The organism is Actinomadura xylanilytica (assembly GCF_030283145.1).
Classification (GTDB): domain Bacteria; phylum Actinomycetota; class Actinomycetes; order Streptosporangiales; family Streptosporangiaceae; genus Spirillospora; species Spirillospora xylanilytica.
In genome coordinates, this window is sequence record NZ_JASNWE010000008.1 from 84,175 (window position 1) to 102,841 (window position 18,667).

Genomic DNA, 18,667 nt, shown 5'->3' on the forward strand with positions numbered 1-18,667 from the left:
CTGTTCGGGCAGCTACACAGCGTGATGTTTTGCGAAAACAAGGGAGAAATCGGTCTTGACCCGCCACACTGTAAACAGTCCACCCGCGCCGAGAGCGGGACAAAGGGGGAGTAACAACGTGGAGAGCACGAGCGAGCGCCTGCTGACCCCAGGAGAGGTCGCCGCCCTCTTCCGGGTCGATCCGAAGACGGTCACCCGCTGGGCCGCGGCGGGCCGGATCAGCAGCATCCGCACTCCGGGAGGCCATCGGCGCTTCCGCGAGTCCGAGGTGCACGCGCTGCTGCGCGGGGAAGAGCCGGTGGCCGAGCACATCGCCCGCTGACCTGGGCGGGACCGTCCCCCGCCGGTCCGTCCACGGCGGTCAGCCGCCCCCCTCGCCGGCCTTCCACTCCTCGAAGACGCGGAGCAGTTCCTCGTCCCCGTCCCGCCACCCGCGCCGCTTCTCCTCCAGCTCCTCCTCGGTCAGCGACTGGCCGAGGAGCCGCTCGTAGCCGGGATCGCCGGGGCCGACCCGCACATACGCGTCGGCGATGATCTGCCCCTCGCCCTCCTCGCCCCCCGCGGAGTCGGCCAGGACGCTGTGAGGCACCCGGAGCGTGCCGTCGGGGAGCCGGATCACGTACATCGTCGATCACCTTCGATGTTGGCTAATCAGATTCCGTATCGGCGGTTGAAGAACAGCATGACCTCTAGGGCGACGCGAATGTTGCCGGCGAGCATATCGACCAGCGCGGGCCGCTGGTGTGCGGAGATGGCGGCGAAGGCGTCGGCGAAGAACTCCCTGCGGCCGAGCGCGTCGGGCTGGCGGTGGAAGTCGCTCGCCAGGCTGGGGCGGCACAGTTCGTACAGCGACCGGAACGCGGCGCTGTCGGAGCGCCACTCCGCGCCGTCGCCGTCGATGTCGTCGAGCGCGTGCCCGACCTCGTGCATCATCACGTCCGGCGTGGGCGACGGGCGGTCGCCCACCACGATCTTGCGGTCGCCGTAGGCGCCGGCGCAGATGTCCCAGGTGGCCTTGCCCGACGGCAGCGGCCGGTCGCGCAGGTGGCCCATGTCGTCGAGCTGCGGGACGCCGCCCGGCCCGACGTAGATGCCGTCGAGCCCGCCCGCCAGCCGCTCCTTCAGCGGCTCGGGGAGCGCCGCCAGGCTGTCGACCGCCCTGATCACCTCGGGCGTCGGCGGCCCGAGCCGGTCGTCCCACTGCCGGTGCAGGAGGCCTTCGAGGACGCCGCAGTGCTGGAGCCCGTCCGCCATGCGCGGCGTGCCCGGCGCGCGCGGCCGGGCGCGGAGCGGCTCGTCGTCGAGCTCGAAGTCGCTCCAGGAGTAGTCGCCGGCCCTCGGGACGCCGCGCGCGTGCCTCGGCCGCCCGTACCGTCCGGCCGGCGCCTCGGTCTCGGCGGGCCCGCCGGTGCCGTCCGCGCCCTGGCGCAGGGCGAAGTCGTCGTCGCGGCCGGCCTTGCGGAACCGCCCGAACCGGTCACGGGGCTGGCTGTGGCGCGGCCGGACGTGGCGCGGCTCGGGACGCTGCCCGGCGTCGGGGGGCGAGGGCGCATAGGAGGTGTCCCTCAGGTCCCGGGGCTTTCGGTGGATGCCTTTGAAGCGCATCAGGCTCCTCTGTCCGCGGGCCCGCGGTCTCAACGATCGCCGGGGCCCCCGGAGGCAGGGTAAGCCGGAACCCGACACGCCGTCATCCCCGGAAGTCACGCACTACTCTCAGGACATGCCGTTTGCGCTGCTCGCCCTCGTTCTGGTCGGTGTGTGGCTGTTCTGCCTCCTCGACATCCTCACCACCGACGAGGAGGCGATGCACGGGTTGCCCAAGTTCGGCTGGCTCCTGGTCGCCCTGCTCGGCTTCCTCGCCGGAGCGGCGGCGTGGCTGCTGCTCGGCCGGCCCCGCCGCCACCTCGTCGACCCGCAGGAGGTGCTCCTGCCGCCGCCGGACCGGCGCGGCGTCCCCACCCCCAAGGGGCCCGACGACGACCCCGCCTTCCTGCGCGACCTCGACCGGCGGCTGAAGGGCGACGAGGACAAGTAGGTCGTGATCCGAACGCGCGGGACCCCGGAACCGCTCCGTGGTCCCGGGGTCCGTTTCGGTGCCGCTGCGGCTCAGGCGTACGAGTGCAGGCCCGAGAAGATGTAGTTGACGCCGAAGAAGTTGAACAGCAGCGCGGCGAACGCGATCAGCGAGAGGATCGCGGCCTTGCGGCCCTTCCAGCCGGCCGTCGCACGCGCGTGCAGGTAGGCGGCGTAGATGATCCAGGTGACGAACGACCAGATCTCCTTGGGGTCCCAGCCCCAGTAGCGGCCCCACGCCTCGTCCGCCCAGATGGCGCCCATGATGATCGCGGCGGTCCAGATCGGGAACGCGAACATGGTGACCCGCAGCGCCAGCCGGTCGAGCGTCTCGGCCGCCGGGACGCGCGACATGAACCCGCTGCCGCCGAGGGCGGTGGCGGCGACCGGGGCCGGACCCGAGCCCGCGGCGCGGCCGGTGGCCGCGGTGGCGGTGGCCGCGGTGGCGGTGGCCGCGGTGGCCGCGGTGGCCGCGGTGGCCGCGGTGGCCGCGGTGGCCGCGGTGGCCGCGGTGGCGAGCCTGGCCTCCTGGCGGGCCTTGAGCAGGTAGAGCAGGGTGGAGGCGCCGGCGACGGTGAACGCGCCGGTCGCGGTGATCGCGGCGGTGACATGGATCGCGATCCAGTACGAGTTGAGCGCCGGGACGACCGGGCCCGCCTTGTCGTAGAGCCAGATGTTGGCCACGCCGAGCGCGAGCACCGCGGCGGCCATCACGAACGCGCCGAGGAACTGCGCCCGGTAGCGCCACATCACGACCAGGAAGGCGGTCACCGCGGCGAACGCGATCGCGGCGAGGAACTCGTACATGTTCGCCCACGGCCAGCGGCTCGCGGACAGCCCGCGGGTCGCGATGAACCCGAGGTGCGCGGCCCACCCGATCACGTTCAGCAGGATCGCGAGCCGCATCCACTCGACCTTGCGGCCGTCCGCTCCGGCGTCGTCCCCCGAGGCGGCGGACGGGCCGGCGGACGTGCCGGCCGAGGCGGCGGAGGCGTCCGCGACCTCGGCGCCGTCGGCCCCGACCAGCACCTTGGCCTTGGTGGTCTCGGCGATCTCGGCGTCGCGGCGGCGCTGCCCGAAGCCCAGGTCCGCCGCGTAGGCGACCAGGGCGACGATGTAGAGCACGACAGTGCTCAACATGAGCTTGTCGCTCAGGTTCGCGAGGTCGGCATGGCTCACCCTCGTCACTCCTTCGATTCTGTTGCCGACCCGGGATCCCGGTCGGTGCCGGGCTCGTCGGCCCGCTCGTCTGCCCGCTCCACGGCCGGTTCCCCGGCCGGTTCCTCAGCGACCGGGCCGCGGAGCGCGGCCACGATGTCGTCGAACTCCGGCGTCGGGTTCCCGAGCGTCAGGCCACCGACCTCCACCACGGTACGCCCGCCCTTCGCGGCGGTCGCACGGACCCACACCCGGCGCCGCCGGACCATGAAGGAGGTGGCGACGCCGGCCACCGCGAGGATCGCGGCGATCAGCGCCGGGACGCGGCCCGGGTCACGGTTGATCGACAGGCTGGTCCACTCCTTGAGCCCGTCGAAGGTGACCGTCCCGGCACCGTCGGGCAGCTCGAACGATTCGCCGGGCTCCAGCAGCTTCTGCCCGCCCTTGATCGGCTGGAGCGTCTTGCCGATGCCCTCCAGCTTGTAGACCGACTGCGGGGCGCCCGAGTCGAGGCCGATGTCGCCCTTGAACGAGGACACCGTCACCATCGGGCGCAGCGGCCCCGGGAAGGCCGAGATGATCTGCTTGCCGTCCTCGCTGGCCATCGCGGTCGGCCACAGGATCGCGTAGAACGCGAGCTGCTCGGGCTCGGCGTCGGGGGCCTTGATGACGCCCTCGGAGGTGTAGTTGCGCTGCTCCATCGCCAGGAACGGCACCGTGTCCTTGAAGGCGATGTCCCCCTTGCCGTCGCGGACGGTGAACGCCGGCGCGTAGCCGTGGCCGAGCAGGTAGACCTTGGCGCCGCCGGCCTTGAGCGGATGGTTGACCCGCAGGTCGTACTTCTTCTCCGGCGCGGACGGCTCGTCCCGGTAACGGATCTTGGCCTCGAAGTCGGTGGCCTGGCCGCGCTTTTCGCCCTTGGCCTCGTACGTGGCGGTGAAGTCGTCCAGGCTGATCGAGAACGGCGCCAGCGCGTCGGTGTCGAACGCCCGTCCCGGCATGAACTGGTCGTAGTTGTTGAGCGCGTTGGCGAATGACTTGCCCTCGGCGAGCACCACGTTGCCCCGGTAGCCGAACAGGTTGCCCATGCCCAGCGCGAACAGCAGCGCCAGCAGCGCGAGGTGGAAGACCAGGTTGCCGGTCTCGCCCAGGTAGCCCTTCTCCGCGGCGACGGCGCTTCCGGCGGTGCCCTTCCCGCCTCCGGTGGACAGGTCGGTCCGGAACCGGCGTCCGCGCAGCAGTGCGCGCGCCTCGGCGAGGACCTCCTCGGGAGAGGCGTCGGTCTCGTACGACGCGGACTGCGGCAGCCGCGACAGATTGCGCGGCGCCGCCGGAGGCCGCGCCCGCATCGACTTGTAGTGCTTGACCGCGCGCGGGATCACGCAGCCCGCGAGCGACACGAACAGCAGGATGTAGATCGCCGCGAACCACGGCGCGGCGAACACGTCGAACAGCGACAGCCGGTCGAGCCACGGCGCGGCCGTCTGGTGCTTGTCGAAGTAGTCGGCGACCTTCTCGGGCGCCTGGCCCCGCTGCGGCAGGATCGATCCCGGAACCGCGCCGAGCGCGACCAGGAACAGCAGGATCAGCGCGGTGCGCATCGTGGTGAGCTGCCGCCAGCCCCAGCGCAGCCAGCCGACCGGGCCGAGCCCCTTGGGGCGCGGCCCGTCGCCGGGCGCCTGCCGCGCGGCCGGCGCGGCGGTCGCGGCGGCGCCGACGGCGGCGTCCGCTGCGGTGGCCTCGTCTGCGGCGGCCTCGTCTGCGGCGGCGGTCGTGTCTGAAGAGTTCGTCATCTCAAATCACCGGTTCGAAGCCGCTGATCCACGACTTCAGGTGGATGGTCAGATCGCCCCACAGGCCGCTCACCAGCAGCACCCCGATGACGACCAGCATGCCCCCGCCGATCCGCATGACCAGCGGGTAGTGCCGCTTCACCGCGCCGAACGCCCCCAGGGCCCGCCGGTAGGCGACCGCGGTGAGCACGAACGGCAGCCCGAGGCCGAGGCAGTACGCCAGCGACAGTAGCGCGCCCCGGCCCGCGCTCGCCTCGGTGATGGCCAGGCCCTGCACCGCGCCGAGCGTCGGCCCGATGCACGGCGTCCAGCCGAGCCCGAAGAGCACGCCGAGCAGCGGCGCCCCGGCCAGCCCGGCGGCGGGCAGCCGGCCGGACTTGAAGGTCCGCTGGAGGCCGGGGATCAGCCCCATGAACGCCAGCCCGAACACGATCACCATCACGCCGAGGACGCGGGTGATGACGTCCTGGTACTCCAGCAGCCAGCGGCCGAGCCCGCCGAAGAGCATCCCGTAGCTGACGAAGACGAGCGTGAACCCGCCGACGAACAGCAGCACGCCGGCGAGCAGCCGCCCGCGCTGTCCGCCGCGCCGCGACGAGGCGGCGCCCGGCTCGCCCGGCTCGCCCGCCAGGTCGGCGCCGGTCATCCCGGTCACGTACGACAGGTAGCCGGGCACCAGCGGCAGCACGCACGGGGACACGAACGAGACCAGCCCGGCCAGGGCCGCCAGCGGCGCCGCCGCGACGAGCGAACCGCTGGTGACGGTCTCGCCGACCCCCGCGAGGGCGCTCACCGGGGCGCCCTCACTGGGCCGCGAGGACTTCGGCGACCAGCGAGCCCAGCTTGGAGTACGTCGTCGCGCCGATGACGCGGGCGGCGACCCGGCCCTGCCGGTCCAGGACGAGGGTGCTCGGGATCGCGTTCGGGGGGACGTCGCGGAAGGCCAGGCCGACGCGGCCGTCGGAGTCGAACAGGCTCGGGTAGGTGACCTTGAACCTGCGCTCGAACGCCTTCGCGTTCTCCTTGCCGTCCTTGAAGTTGACCCCGAGGAACTCCACGCCCTTGGCCCGGTTCTCGGTGTAGATCTGCTGGAGCGACTGGGCCTCGCCGCGGCACGGGGCGCACCACGACGCCCAGAAGTTCACCACGACGACCTTGCCCTTGAGGCCGGCCAGCGCGAGCCTCTCGCCGTTCAGCGCCTCACCCTCGGCCCGCGGGGCGGGCTTGCGGTCGGCGGCCTTGATCTTCTGGACGTTGCCGTCGCCGGCGATGAAGCGGTTGTCGCTGCCGCCCGGCCCGCTCTGCGCGGCGTTGGTCCCGGCGCAGCCCGCCAGCAGCCCGCACAGCGCGGTGACGGCGGCGACGGCGCGCACCGAGGAGACTCGGGGGCTCAACGGACCCTCCTACTACAAGACGTAGTACTCAACGTAGCGGCCCGGTCAGGCCCCCGCGACACCGGGGGCCTCGCCGAGCCCGGCGGCCGGTTCGGCGTAGGACACCTCGACCAGCCGGCTGCCCTCGAAGCTCAGGCTGGTGACGCTCGCGAGCCCGCATTCGCGGCGGCGCGGGTGGTGCCAGAGGCGCCGGTGCTCGGCGTGCAGCCGCAGCGTCCAGATGGGGAGCTGGTGGCTGACGCACACCGCCTCGTGCCCACGCGCGGCCTCGCGCGCCCTGATCACCACGGCGCGCATCCGGGCGGCGAGGTCCTTGTAGGGCTCGCCCCAGGAGGGCCGGAACGGGTTGACCAGGTAGCGCCAGTGCTCGGGGCGGCGCAGCGAGCCCGACCCCACCCCGAAGGTGTGCCCCTCGAAATGGTTGTCGGCCTCGATCAGCCGGTCGTCCACCGTCACCGGCAGGTCGAACGTGTCGACCAGCGGCGCGGCCGTCTCCAGGGCCCGCTGCATGGGCGACGAGAACAGCGCGGTGACGTCCCGGTCGGCGAACCATCTCGCGGCGGCCTTGGCCATGAGGATCCCGTCCTCACTCAGCCGGTAGCCCGGCAGCCGCCCGTAGAGAACGCCCTCAGGATTGTGCACTTCGCCGTGCCGCAGCACGTGAACGATCGTCTTGTCAGTCATGGCGTGGTCAGGTTACCCGCGCCGCTCGGTGAACCGGGCCACGACCTCGTCCGCCCCAGCCGCCCCGTCTGCAACGCCCGTCCCGGCCTCTCAGCCAGTGAGGGGCTCGTCCCAGTGGTGCCTGCCCAGGAACGAACGGTCGTCGGCGAGGTACTCGCGGAAGGCCCGTTTCACGTCGTCCAAGTCGGTGACGTGGGTTTGGTAAAGGCGCCCCTGGACGCTGTCCTTGTACTCCAGTTCGTACCCGCCGGGCTCCGGGGACACCTGGATGAAGTGCCGGCCGAAGAGGACGAGCGTGGTGAACGGGTTGGCGGGACTCAGCCGCCGCAGCACGTCGTCCACAAGGGCAAGGTCGGGATCGACGACGATCAGGCCCTCCCCCGTGTGCAGCTGCACACCCTCGTACGCGCCGGTGGGCCCGAGGTTGTGGACGAGGCCGCGGGCCTGGTCGTAGCAGACCAGCCCGTGCGCCCTGGCGACCGTGTGCACCTCAGCGGAGACCTCGTCGGCCTCGTCCGCCGTCATGCGCACGCGCGCGTAGCGGGACCCCACCTCGGTGACGGCGACCTCGGGGCGGAGCTTGCCGAACTCCTCGGCGAACTCGGCGACACCCGGGTACGGCGCGATTTCGTCCAGTGCCACGGCCCCGGCGCGCTCCGCCGTGATCGGCGCGGGCTCATGCCAGACGACAAGCTCGAACGTCATCCCGCCATGCTCTCACCCGCGTGATCAGTGCCGCGACGCGGCCACATGCGCGGCGATGCGGCCCGCGACGCGGTCGAGGTCGGCCTTGGCGATCCCGCTCTTCGCCGTGTTCTGGACGAACCAGTAGGTGAGCGCGGCGGTGCAGACGGGCGCCTTCGCCCACGGCATGCTGCACGAGATCGGCGACGCGATGCCGGTCGAGCTCAGCGTCGCCAGGGTCACCGACACATACGGTGACGCGAGCTTCCGGCCGCCCGCGCGTGGGTCGGACGAGAGCATCGCCTGGAAGTTCGAGACCCCTGTGGGCAGATCGTCCCGGGAGGACAGGTCGGAGGCGCAGGTGTTCCCCGACCCGCGCTCCTCGTCCGCCTGCGGGGAGTCCGGGAAGTACTGGCAGAGCGAGATCCGCAGTCCGCCGAGGGACGTCTGGAACACCTGGGAGATCAGCCCGGTGCGCGCCCGTCCCACCTCGTTGCTTCCGCCGGAAGCACCGATCGACCCTTCGCAGGAGGCTCCGGCGTTGCCGATGAGGTTGCCCCCTTGCCCGGTGGAGTACACGGCCGCACCGGCCGGAAGCTTGACCTGTACGGGGAGGCGCACGGGCGCGGGCTTCGTCCCCGCAGGTATCGGCCTGCCGCCGGGGTCGAGCGTCCGGCACTGGTTCACTGCGGCCACCGTGACCGCAGGGGCGGCGGAACGACTCACCGTAGGAGTCGGTCTCGGATCGGCCTTGGTGACCTCCCGTGCGGTGAACGCTCCCCCTGCGACGACCACGGCCACCCCGGTCGACGCTGCGGTAATACCGGCGCCGCTACCGAAGAACGCCTTGACCGCGCCGGCGGACGCCTTGCCTCCGACACTGGCCGCCTTGCCAACGGCCGCCGTATGCCCGGCCGCCAGGCTGGACGAACCCGCCGCCCCGGCCGTCCCCGCACCGGCTGTCCCAGCCCCAGCCGTGCCCGCACCGGCCGAGCCCACGGCCCCGGCACCCGCGGCCCCAGCGGTCGCCGCTCCAGCGCCCGTCCCCACAGCGGCCCCTGCGCCCGGGAGGACCCACGCCGCCAGCGGGAACAGCGCGGCCAGCGCGACGGCGGACACCGCGATCGCCTGGACACCCCGCGTCTCCCAGTCATCGCCGTACGCCTCCCGTGCCGAGCGCTCCAGTTCCTCCACGAAGACGGCCGCCCCTATCGGACGGTCCTCCGGGGTCTTGGCCATGCCCCCTGCCACCAGGGCGCGCAACGGTTCGGGGACGGCCTCTACAGGGATCGGGGCGGTGAGGTGGGCGTGCATCAGCGCCGCCCTGCTGGACGTCGTGTACGGCCGGCTCCCCGTCAGGCACTCGACGAACACGCACGTCGCGGCGTACACGTCGGTGGCCGGGGTGGCGATGTGCCGCTTCCACTGCTCCGGGGCCATGTAGTGGGGGGTCCCGGCCCCGCCCGCCTCCTCCCCGGCGGGCGTCGCGATGCCGAAGTCGACGAGCTTGCTGCGCCCGTCGGCCGGGACGACGACGTTGGCGGGCTTGTAGTCGCGGTGGACGACGCCGAGCGCGTGCGCGGCGGCCAGACCCAGCAGCGAGCCCTTCAGGACGCTGAGCGACGCCTCAGGGCCGAGCGGCCCATGCCGTTCGAGGACCTCCTTGAGGGAGACCCCGTCGACGGCCTCCATCACGATCGCGACGCCCTCGGGCGCCTCGACGAGGCGGAAGAGCCGGGCGACGTGCGGGCTGTCGGCCTGCCCGAGCATCCGCGCCTCGTGACGCAGCCGTTCCCGGTCGGCCTCGGCCGCGCCCGCGGGCAGGTACTTGATCGCGACCGGGGTCCCCGACTCGGTGTGCCGGGCGAGCACCACCTGGCCCTGCGCGCCCTCGCCGAGCCGGCGTACCTCCTCGAACCCGGTGATCCGCCACTCGGCCACGCGCCGCTCCCGCCGTCCCGTCCACCCACGAAAGATGATCGGGAAGAAAATAGCGAAATCTCACCGCTAGACGGGCACCGGGTACGAAACGCCGACGGGCGCGGCGGGGTCCGGGAACGCCCCGGTGGAGGGGAACGACGTGTCCGGCAGCGCCGCCGGAACGGCCTTGCGCAGCGCGTCGACCATCGCCCGGATGGCGGGACGCCGCGCGGCCTCCTCGCGCCACACCGCGTAGACGCGGCGGTACAGGGGCTCCTTCAGCGGGACGACCCGCACCCCGGCGGGCACGTCGCAGCGGCCGAGCCGCGGCAGCACGGCGTTGCCGAGCCCCGCGTCCACCAGCGCGAGCTGCGTGGCGAACTCGTGGGCCATGTGCATGATGTTCGGCTCGCTGTCGACCGCGCGCAGCATGCGCAGCAGCCAGTCGCAGCAGATGCTGTCGGGCGAGGCGCTGATCCACGGATCGCCCGACAGCTCCTCCAGCGCGATCTCGGCCCGCCCGGCCAGCGGATGCGCGGCGGGGAGCGCCACGTCGGCCGGGTCGTCGCAGATGACGCCCTTGCACAGGCCCTCGGGCAGCGGCAGCGGCTCGTTGTTCCAGTCCTGGACGACGGCCATGTCGAGGTCGCCCCGGACGACGAGCGGCATGCTGCGCATCGGGTCGTCCTCGCGCACCTGGACGTGCAGATCGGGATGGTCGGCGCGCAGCCTGCCCAGCGCGTCCGGGATGAGGCCCCGGACCGCGGTCGGGAACGCGGCGACCGAGAGCCGCCCGATCACCGAGCCGCGATGCGCCTCCAGATCGGCCTGGGCCTGCTCGACGAGCGACAGGATGCGCTCGGCGTGCGCGACGAGCAGTTCGGCGGCGTCGGTCAGCCGCACCCCCCGCCCGTTGCGTTCGAGCAGCTTCTGGCCGGTCTCCCGTTCCAGCTTGGCGAGTTGCTGGGAGACCGCCGAGGTGGTCACGTGCAGCACGTCCGCGGCGGCGCTCACCGAGCCGTAGGCCGCCACCGCGTGCAGGGCGCGCAGCCGTTCCAGATCGAGCATGAAGCAACTCTAAAGCGAGTCGTCGAGAAGTTCTAGCTTGTCCTAAAGTCAGCAGGTGGCGAGGTCCCTCCAGTGGCCGGCGCTCCTGCCGTGAGCCCGCCGCTCAGCCCGCGGTGGCCTGCGCCGCCGCGCGCGCGGCGTGCGGGAGAGCGTCGGTGATGCGCTCCAAGGCCGCGTCGTCATGCGCGGCGGACAGGAACCACACCTCGTAGGCCGACGGCGGCAGGTAGACCCCGTGGTCGAGCATGGCGTGGAAGAACGCGGCGTAGGCCTTGGCGTCCTGACGCTGCGCGGCGGCGAAATCGCCCACCACCGCGTCCGTGAAGAAGATGGAGAACAGGTTCCCCGCATGCTGCAACCGGTGCGCGACGCCCTCCTTGGCGAGCGCCTCGGACGCGGCCGACGACACGACCGCCGCCGAACGGTCGATCGCCGCGTACACCTCGTCGGTCGCGTTCCGCAGCGTGGCCAGCCCCGCGGCCGTGGCGAGAGGGTTCCCCGACAGCGTGCCCGCCTGGTAGACGGGCCCGGCCGGCGCGAGCTGCGCCATCACGTCCGCCCGGCCGCCGAACGCCGCCGCGGGCAGCCCGCCGCCCATCACCTTGCCGAAGGTCACCAGGTCGCCCGGGACGCCCTCGATGCCGTACCAGCCCGCCGCCGAGGCGCGGAAACCGGTGAGCACCTCGTCGATCACCAGCAGCGCCCCGCCGCGCTCGCACAGCCGCTTGAGCAGCGCGTTGAAGTCGGGCATCGGCGGCACCACGCCCATGTTGCACGGCACCGCCTCGGTGATCACGCACGCGATCTCGTGCCCGTGCTCGGCGAACGCCAGCTCGACCGCGGCGACGTCGTTGTAGGGCAGCACGATGGTGTCGGCCGTCGTCGCGCCGGTCACCCCGGGGGTGTCGGGCAGGCCGAAGGTGGCGACGCCGGACCCGGCCGCTGCCAGCAGCGCGTCGACGTGCCCGTGGTAGCACCCGGCGAACTTCACCACCTTGGCGCGCCCGGTGAACCCGCGGGCCAGCCGGATCGCCGACATCGTCGCCTCGGTGCCGGAGCTGACCAGCCGCACCTGGTCGACCGGCGTGCGGGCCACGATCTCCTCGGCGAGCTCCACCTCCCCCGGCGTCGGCGCGCCGTACGAGGTGCCGCGCCCGGCGGCGTCCCGCACCGCCTCGACGACGGCGGGATGCGCGTGCCCGAGGATCATCGGCCCCCACGAGCACACCAGGTCGACGTACTCGTTCCCGTCGGCGTCGGTCAGGTAGGGGCCCCGCGCGCCGGTCATGAACCGGGGCGTGCCGCCCACCGCGCGGAAGGCCCGCACCGGCGAGTTGACCCCGCCGGGGACCACCCGGTTCGCACGGTCGAACAGCTGCTGCGAGCGATCGGTTCCAGTCACCCGACCAGTGTCTCAGCCGCGTTCGGGGGGACGCCACGGGCCGGGCCCCACGGCGGTCGCGCACGTCTCGTCACACACAGTTGAGTTGCAGTTCGGCGTTTGCCCTTGACCTGGCCCGCTAAGGGCCGATATTCCACCAAGTACGACTTTGGCGCCCGGCTTGAGAGGCGCCCACCAAAGCACCGGCGTCGGCTGTATCAGAGGGATGGCTCGTAAAGTGGTTGACGGCTGGACGGTACCGGGCTTCACCCACGAAAGGGAGCTGGGAAGCGGCGGCTCCGGACGGGTGGTGCAGGCCGTCGATGATCTGACCCGCACGAAGGTCTCGATCAAGTATCTCGACCCGCGGCTGGACGGTGACGAGGCCTTCCTGTCGCGGTTCCGGGCCGCGTCGCGACGCCTGTCGCAGCTCGAAGACCCCAACGTGGTGGACTTCTACGACTTCGTGGAGACGCCCCAGCAGGGCACCGCGATCGTGATGGAGCACGTCGAGGGGGTCAGCCTGCGGCGGGTGCTGGCCGCGCAGGGCCCCACCGGCCCGCTCGCCGCGCTGTCCGCGCTCGGCGGCACCCTGCTCGGGCTCGCCGCCGCGCACGCGCATGAGGTGGTCCACGCGGCGATCCGGCCCGCCAACATCCTGGTCGACCTCGAAGGCAACGCGCGGCTGACCGACATCGCGGTGTCCCCGACGGGCACCGAGGCTTCGGCCGGGCCCGCGTACGCGGCGCCCGAGCTGTGGGACGGCGCGACGTCGACCGTGTCGACCGACCTGTACGCGGCGACGGCGATCTTCTACGAGTGCCTGACCGGGCGCCCCCCGTTCAGCGCGCGGAACATGGCCAAGGCCCACCGCGAGACACCGATCCCGGTGGAGGAGGTCCCCGGGCCGCTGCGCGACCTCATCGCCCGAGGGCTCGCCAAGGAGGCCGGGCGGCGGCCCGCGACGGCGGCCGACTACCTCGGCGCCCTGGAGGACGCGGCGGTCGCCGCCTACGGTCCCTCCTGGGAGGCCCAGGGCCGCGGACGGCTCACCGAGCTCGCGGCGCAGGCGGCGTCGCAGCCCGAACCGCCGCCCGCACGCGGGCGCGCCGCGGCGCGGTCCTCCGGCCGCCAGCCCACGGTCGCCGCCGCCTCACCGGCGGGCGGGCGGTCACGCGGCCGGCTGGTCGGCGCGGTCGCCGCCATCGTGGTCGTCATCGGCGGCGCGGTCGGCGCGGCGACGCTGCTCGGCGACGGCGAGGAGCAGCCCGAGCCGACGCCCGCGCAGAGCAGCAGCCCACAGCCGGCGGCCCCGGCGAACCCTGAGGCCGCTCAGCTCATCGAGCACATCAACACGGCGACCTCACGGACACCGAACGCCGCGTTCACCTTCAAGCGCAGCGGCTGCTGCGGCGCCCCCGCCAGCGCGCGCGGGAGCCTCGGGCTGGTCGCGAACGCCCCTGCGTCCTACTCGATGACGGTCTCGGGCGCCGCCGAGGCGCACAGGACCGCCTTCACCGTGCTGGTGGGCGACACCGTCTACGTCCGGTCCGGGAAGACGTGGCGGCCGTCGCCGACCGCCGGGCCCGGCTATCCGGCGCTGGCGGGCCAGGTCCGGTCGGGCACCTCGATGCAGAGCGTGAGCTCACTACTCCAGGCCAGCACCACGCTGCGCAAGACGGGCGACCGCTGGCAGGGGAGCGCGCCGCTGGCCGCGCTGTCGCAGGACCCGGTCGTCGGCCCGCTGTACGGCGAGATGGCGAAGGCGACCGGAGCCCGGCAGGTCGGCTTCGCCCTCAGGGTCGACCGCGCCTCACGGCCCGTCCAGCTCTGGCTCAAGGCGCAGGGCCCGGTCAAGAACCGGGCGCAGGTGCTCCAGGCGAGCTATACGGGCTGGACCCGCAAGGCGCCCATCTCCGCGCCGCACTGACGTCGCCGTCCACGGCCGGAAGGCACCGCGACACGACACAGGGCCCCGGGACGCGTTCCCGGGGCCCTGTGATGCTCTCAGCGGTCTCTGGGACCCACTCCGCCGCCAGGGTGCGCCGCGACCTCAGATCGCCTCACAGCTGTCGGACAGGACCTCCAGGAGCCGCAGCGGGTCGGGCAGCGGCCCGCCGTCCGGCGGCACGATCCAGACGACCTCACGGCCGGACGGCAGCACCGACGGCGGCGCGACCACGTAGCTGTCGCGGCAGTGCCACCGCATGCCCGGCGTCTCGGTGACGGTCTCCGGCGAGCAGTCGAGGTGGCAGGACCACCACTCGTCCTCGTCCACGGGCGCGCCGCGGGTGGCGACGAAGAAGAGGTGGCGGTCGCCGCCGACGCCGGCGACCGGCCCGACCGGCAGGTCCTCCCGCTCGATCCGCTCCAGCGCGATGGTGCCCGCCGCGGCCGGGACGTCGAAGACGTCGAAGACGTGCCCGGTGGGCAGGATGATGTTGGCGCGCGGGTCCTCGGCCCACCAGCGCTTCAGCACGGCGGTGTCGACGCTGGACTGGAGCGCCCACGTCGCCGACACCGGATGCATCGCGGGGTCGGGGCAGCCGATCCGGTCGCACGAGCACGCCCGCCCCCCGCCCGCGGGGGGATGCGCCCCGGGGTGGCAGGGCCAGCCCAGCTCCGCATAGCCGCGCGCGGCGGCGGCCATCCGGTCGCGCGCCTTTTGCCGCCTGCTCCCCGAGACCGCCAGCATGTCGTCCCCTCAATACTCCAAGGCCGAACGTGGGTTCTGGAGACGATGATGCCCGTGCGCCGGCGGACTTGGCACGCCAACCCCCGGGAACGGCCCTAAGTGACTAGGCAGGGCTGATCACCGGCAATCGCTCACATCGCGGGCGCGCGCCGGGCGCGGGCGCCCACCCGCGGGGCGACGGGCGCTCGCGGGCGCGCGCCGGTCAGCGGCCGAGCAGCCGGGCGACCTCGGTCGCCCAGTAGGTGAGCACGATGTCCGAGCCGGCCCGGCGGATCGACAGCAGCGACTCCATGATCGTGCGCTCCCGGTCGACCCAGCCCCGCTGCGCCGCCGCCTCGATCATCGCGTACTCGCCGCTGACCTGGTAGGCCGCGACCGGCACCCGCACCGCGTCGCGGACCTGCCGGACGATGTCGAGGTAGGCCCCGGCGGGCTTGACCATCACCATGTCGGCGCCCTCGTCGAGGTCGAGCAGCACCTCGCGCAGCGACTCGTCGGCGTTGGCCGGGTCCTGCTGGTGCGAGGACCGGTCGCCGAACTGCGGCGCGCACTCGGCGGCCTCGCGGAACGGCCCGTAGTAGGCCGAGGAGTACTTGACCGAGTACGCCATGATCGCGGTCTCCCGGTGCCCGGCGCCGTCCAGCGCCGCCCGGATCGCGCCGACCTGGCCGTCCATCATCCCGCTCGGCCCGAGCACCGCCGACCCCGCCTCGGCCTGCGCGAGGGCGATGGAGGCGTAGCGCTCCAGGGTGGCGTCGTTGTCGATCTCACCGGCCGCGGTGAGGACGCCGCAGTGCCCGTGGTCGGTGTACTCGTCCAGGCACAGGTCGGTCATGATCACGGTCGAGTCGCCCAGGTCGGCGTTCAGGTCGCGGAGCGCGCTCTGGACGATGCCGGCCGGGTCGTCGGCGGCCGAGCCGACGCCGTCCTTGACCGCGGGGATCCCGAACAGAATGATCCCGCCGACCCCGGCCTCGACCGCCTCGTGCGCGGCCTTGCGCAGGCTGTCGCGGGTGTGCTGGTGCACGCCGGGCATCGATCCGATCGGCTGCGGCTCGGCGATCCCCTCCTTGACGAACATCGGCAGCACCAGCTCGGCCGGGCTCAGCCGGGTCTCGGCGACCATCCGGCGCAGCGCGGGGGTGCGCCGCAGCCGCCGTGGCCGCGCGGCGGGGAACTGTGCAGACATGACCCTTCTCCCTTCGCGACCGCTGCCGGGTCACGGTGGTGTCCATCTCCGACGGCGCCGCCCGCGGCGACCGCGCCGTCCCGGGGCGGTCGCGCGCGCGGCGATCGTGCTACTTGCGGCGGCGGGCGCCCCGGCGCATCTGGCTGGGCTTGCGCAGCGGATCGCCCGCCTCGACCTGGGCCGCGCGGCGGTTCGCACCGTACTCCGCGAGCGCCTCGGCGAGGGCGGAGACCGACGGCTTGTCGGCCATGACGTCCACCCGCAGGCCGTACTCCTCGGCGGTGCGGGCGGTCTGCGGGCCGATCACTGCGATGACCGTGACGTTGTGCGGCTTGCCCGCGATGCCGATCAGGTTCTTCACCGTGGACGAGGAGGTGAACAGCACGGCGTCGAAGCCGCCGCCCTTGATCGCCTCGCGGATCGGCGCGGGCGGCGGCGCGGCGCGCACGGTCCGGTAGGCGGTGACGTCCTCGCACTCCCAGCCGAGGTCGGTCAGCCCGGCGATCAGCGTGTCGGTGGCGATGTCGGCGCGCGGCAGCAGCACCCGGTTGATCGGGTCGAGGTCCTCGTCGTAGGGCGGCCAGATCTCGACCAGCCCCTCGCTGGACTGCTGCCCGGACGGCTCCAGGTCGGGCTGCACGCCGAACGCCACGAGCGCGGCGGCGGTCTGCTCGCCGACGGCGGCGACCTTGAGCCCGGCGAACGCGCGGGCGTCGAGGCCGTAGTCGGCGAACTTCTCGCGGATCGCCCGGACGGCGTTGGTGGAGGTGAACACCACCCACTCGTACCGCCCGGTGACCAGGCCCTTGACGGCGCGGTCCATCTGCTGCGGGGTGCGCGGCGGCTCGACCGAGATGGTCGGCACCTCGTCGGGCACCGCGCCGTAGCCGCGCAGCTGGTCCGACAGCGAGGCGGCCTGCTCCTTGGTGCGCGGCACCAGCACTCGCCAGCCGAACAGCGCCTTGGTCTCGAACCACGACAGCTTGTCGCGCCAGTTCACCACGTCCCCGACGATGATCATCGCCGGGGCCTCCATGCCCTTGGTGTCGGCGGCCAGCCGGTGCAGGGTGGACACCACGGTCTCCTGCTCGGTGGTGGTGCCGAGGCTGGTCATCGCGGCGGGCGTGGTGTCGGCGCGGCCGACGGCCATCAGCCCCTTGGCCACCTCGGCGACCGTGCCCTCGGCGCCGAGGATCACCAGCGTCGCCCCGGGGGCGGAGAACCGCTCCCAGTCGACGCCGCCCTCGGCGGCGTCGACGATCCGGACCTCGCGGTGCTTGGCGTCGGTCAGCGGGATGCCGGCGTAGCCGGGCACGCCGGTGACGGCCGACACGCCCGGGACGACCTCGAACGGCACACCGGCCTTGGCCAGCACGGCGCCCTCGGCGGCCAGGCCGCAGGCGAGGCCGGGGTCGCCCTGGAACAGCCGGACCACCCGGCGGCCCGCCTTGGCGGCCCGCGCGGCCAGCTTGGCCGGGTCGGCGCCGGCCGAGTCGATGATCTCGACGCCGGCGCGGCAGTGGGACAGGAACTCGTCGTGGCAGCGGGCGCGGTCGACCACGACCACGTCGGCGCGCTCCAGTTCGGCGGCGGCGCGCAGGGTCAGCAGGCCCGGGTCGCCCGGGCCCATGCCGACGAGGACGACCGTACCGAGACCGGCCGCCTGGCGGACGGTCGTCGAGCCGGCGGGACTCTGGCTAGCGGGGCTCAATCTCGCTCCCCCATCAACTGGTCGGCCCCCTGGCCGAGCAGCCGGTGCGCGAGATCGCGCCCGAACTCCTCGGCCTGATCCGGGTGGCCGCTTGCGGACAGCCTGATCTGCCTGCTCCCGTCGGTCGCTGCGACGGAAGCGGTTAGATGCAGCTTTTGTTCTACTTCGGCAGCGTATGTTCCCACGGGCGCCGAACATCCCGCTTCGAGGACGGCCAGCACCGTGCGCTCGGCTGTGACGGCCGCCCGCGTCGCCGGATCGTCTACCGTTCCGAGCAGCGCGCGGAGGTCGGCCCGGTCGGCCCGGCACTCCAGCGCGAGCGCGCCCTGGCCGGGCGCGGGCAGCATCTGGTCGGGGTCGAAGACCTCGGCGACCGCCTCCAGCCGGCCGATCCGGCGCAGCCCCGCGTACGCCAGCACGACCGCGTCCAGCTCACCATCGGTGACCTTGCGCAGCCGGGTCTCGGCGTTGCCGCGGATCGGCACCACCTCCAGATCGGGCCGCAGCGCGCGCAACTGCGCCTCACGGCGCGGCGAGCCGGTACCGATCCGCGCGCCGGACGGCAGGTCGGCCAGCTTGGACGGGCCGCACAGCGCGTCGCGCGGGTCGTCGCGGCGCGGCGTCGCCGCGAGCACGATCCCGTCGGCCGGTCCGGTCGGCAGGTCCTTCAGCGAGTGCACCGCGAAATCCACCTCGCCGGATAGCAGCTTCTCCCGGAGCCCGTTGACGAAGACGCCGGTGCCGCCGATCTGCGCGAGCAAAGCCTTGGAGACATCACCCTCGGTCGTTACCCCGACCAGCTCCACGGCATGCCCGGTGCGCTGTGACAATGCGTCGGCGACAAGCTGGGACTGGGTGGTGGCCATCAGGCTCTTGCGGGTGCCGAGCCGCAACGGGCCCTTGCCTGAAATGGTCAT

At 73.1% G+C, this 18,667-nt stretch carries 18 protein-coding genes; 3 read left to right on the forward strand and 15 right to left on the reverse strand.

Annotated elements, in window-relative coordinates; translation table 11 throughout:
• Window positions 1-118 precede the first annotated feature (118 nt).
• A complete protein-coding gene (locus tag QP090_RS36375) occupies window positions 119-322 on the forward strand; it encodes a BldC family transcriptional regulator (protein WP_285944302.1) in 204 nt (67 codons plus the stop codon).
• A gap of 39 nt (window positions 323-361) precedes the next feature.
• Here QP090_RS36375 and QP090_RS36380 read toward each other — a convergent pair whose 3' ends face one another.
• Together QP090_RS36380 and QP090_RS36385 are read right to left on the reverse strand one after the other, a co-directional pair.
• Window positions 362-625, reverse strand: coding sequence for a hypothetical protein (locus QP090_RS36380; RefSeq protein WP_285944303.1), 264 nt, complete (start codon window positions 623-625; stop codon window positions 362-364).
• Between the two features lie 26 nt (window positions 626-651).
• Window positions 652-1,605 carry a hypothetical protein gene (locus QP090_RS36385; RefSeq protein ID WP_285944304.1) on the reverse strand — a complete coding sequence of 318 codons (954 nt, stop codon included), beginning with the start codon at window positions 1,603-1,605 and terminating at the stop codon, window positions 652-654.
• 115 nt (window positions 1,606-1,720) lie between these two features.
• Between QP090_RS36385 and QP090_RS36390 the strand changes: the two genes are divergently transcribed.
• Window positions 1,721-2,035 carry a PLDc N-terminal domain-containing protein gene (locus QP090_RS36390; RefSeq protein ID WP_285944305.1) on the forward strand — a complete coding sequence of 105 codons (315 nt, stop codon included), beginning with the start codon at window positions 1,721-1,723 and terminating at the stop codon, window positions 2,033-2,035.
• Window positions 2,036-2,106: 71 nt separating this feature from the next.
• Here QP090_RS36390 and ccsB read toward each other — a convergent pair whose 3' ends face one another.
• The 9 genes from ccsB to hemL form a co-directional block, all read right to left on the reverse strand.
• Complete coding sequence (gene ccsB / locus QP090_RS36395) at window positions 2,107-3,252, reverse strand: c-type cytochrome biogenesis protein CcsB (RefSeq protein ID WP_285944306.1); 1,146 nt, start codon at window positions 3,250-3,252, stop codon at window positions 2,107-2,109.
• A gap of 5 nt (window positions 3,253-3,257) precedes the next feature.
• Window positions 3,258-5,024, reverse strand: a complete 1,767-nt coding sequence (gene resB / locus QP090_RS36400; protein WP_285944308.1) for a cytochrome c biogenesis protein ResB — start codon at window positions 5,022-5,024, stop codon at window positions 3,258-3,260.
• Window position 5,025: 1 nt separating this feature from the next.
• Window positions 5,026-5,817, reverse strand: coding sequence for a cytochrome c biogenesis CcdA family protein (locus QP090_RS36405; protein ID WP_285944309.1), 792 nt, complete (start codon window positions 5,815-5,817; stop codon window positions 5,026-5,028).
• Between the two features lie 10 nt (window positions 5,818-5,827).
• Window positions 5,828-6,418, reverse strand: coding sequence for a TlpA family protein disulfide reductase (locus QP090_RS36410; RefSeq protein WP_285944310.1), 591 nt, complete (start codon window positions 6,416-6,418; stop codon window positions 5,828-5,830).
• 45 nt (window positions 6,419-6,463) lie between these two features.
• Window positions 6,464-7,102, reverse strand: a complete 639-nt coding sequence (locus tag QP090_RS36415; protein ID WP_285944311.1) for a histidine phosphatase family protein — start codon at window positions 7,100-7,102, stop codon at window positions 6,464-6,466.
• Window positions 7,103-7,192: 90 nt separating this feature from the next.
• Window positions 7,193-7,807, reverse strand: a complete 615-nt coding sequence (locus QP090_RS36420) for a hypothetical protein (protein WP_285944312.1) — start codon at window positions 7,805-7,807, stop codon at window positions 7,193-7,195.
• A gap of 24 nt (window positions 7,808-7,831) precedes the next feature.
• Window positions 7,832-9,727, reverse strand: coding sequence for a serine/threonine-protein kinase (locus tag QP090_RS36425; protein ID WP_285944313.1), 1,896 nt, complete (start codon window positions 9,725-9,727; stop codon window positions 7,832-7,834).
• Window positions 9,728-9,793: 66 nt separating this feature from the next.
• Entirely contained in the window at window positions 9,794-10,774 is a 981-nt protein-coding gene (locus tag QP090_RS36430; protein WP_285944314.1) for a LysR family transcriptional regulator, read from the reverse strand.
• Window positions 10,775-10,877: 103 nt separating this feature from the next.
• Window positions 10,878-12,176: a glutamate-1-semialdehyde 2,1-aminomutase gene (hemL, locus tag QP090_RS36435; RefSeq protein WP_285944316.1), complete on the reverse strand. Its 1,299-nt coding sequence runs from the start codon at window positions 12,174-12,176 to the stop codon at window positions 10,878-10,880.
• A 205-nt stretch (window positions 12,177-12,381) separates the two neighbouring features.
• Between hemL and QP090_RS36440 the strand changes: the two genes are divergently transcribed.
• Complete coding sequence (locus QP090_RS36440; protein WP_285944317.1) at window positions 12,382-14,085, forward strand: serine/threonine protein kinase; 1,704 nt, start codon at window positions 12,382-12,384, stop codon at window positions 14,083-14,085.
• Between the two features lie 123 nt (window positions 14,086-14,208).
• Here the strand turns inward: QP090_RS36440 and QP090_RS36445 are convergent, their stop codons facing one another.
• The 4 genes from QP090_RS36445 to hemC form a co-directional block, all read right to left on the reverse strand.
• Window positions 14,209-14,850, reverse strand: coding sequence for a bifunctional DNA primase/polymerase (locus tag QP090_RS36445; RefSeq protein ID WP_285944318.1), 642 nt, complete (start codon window positions 14,848-14,850; stop codon window positions 14,209-14,211).
• Between the two features lie 202 nt (window positions 14,851-15,052).
• Window positions 15,053-16,039, reverse strand: a complete 987-nt coding sequence (gene hemB, locus QP090_RS36450; protein WP_285944319.1) for a porphobilinogen synthase — start codon at window positions 16,037-16,039, stop codon at window positions 15,053-15,055.
• A 109-nt stretch (window positions 16,040-16,148) separates the two neighbouring features.
• Window positions 16,149-17,750, reverse strand: a complete 1,602-nt coding sequence (locus QP090_RS36455; protein ID WP_285944320.1) for a bifunctional uroporphyrinogen-III C-methyltransferase/uroporphyrinogen-III synthase — start codon at window positions 17,748-17,750, stop codon at window positions 16,149-16,151.
• On the reverse strand, window positions 17,747-18,667 hold the full coding sequence (gene hemC, locus QP090_RS36460) for a hydroxymethylbilane synthase (RefSeq protein ID WP_285944321.1): 921 nt from the start codon (window positions 18,665-18,667) through the stop codon (window positions 17,747-17,749). The genes QP090_RS36455 and hemC overlap by 4 nt, the downstream gene beginning before the upstream one ends.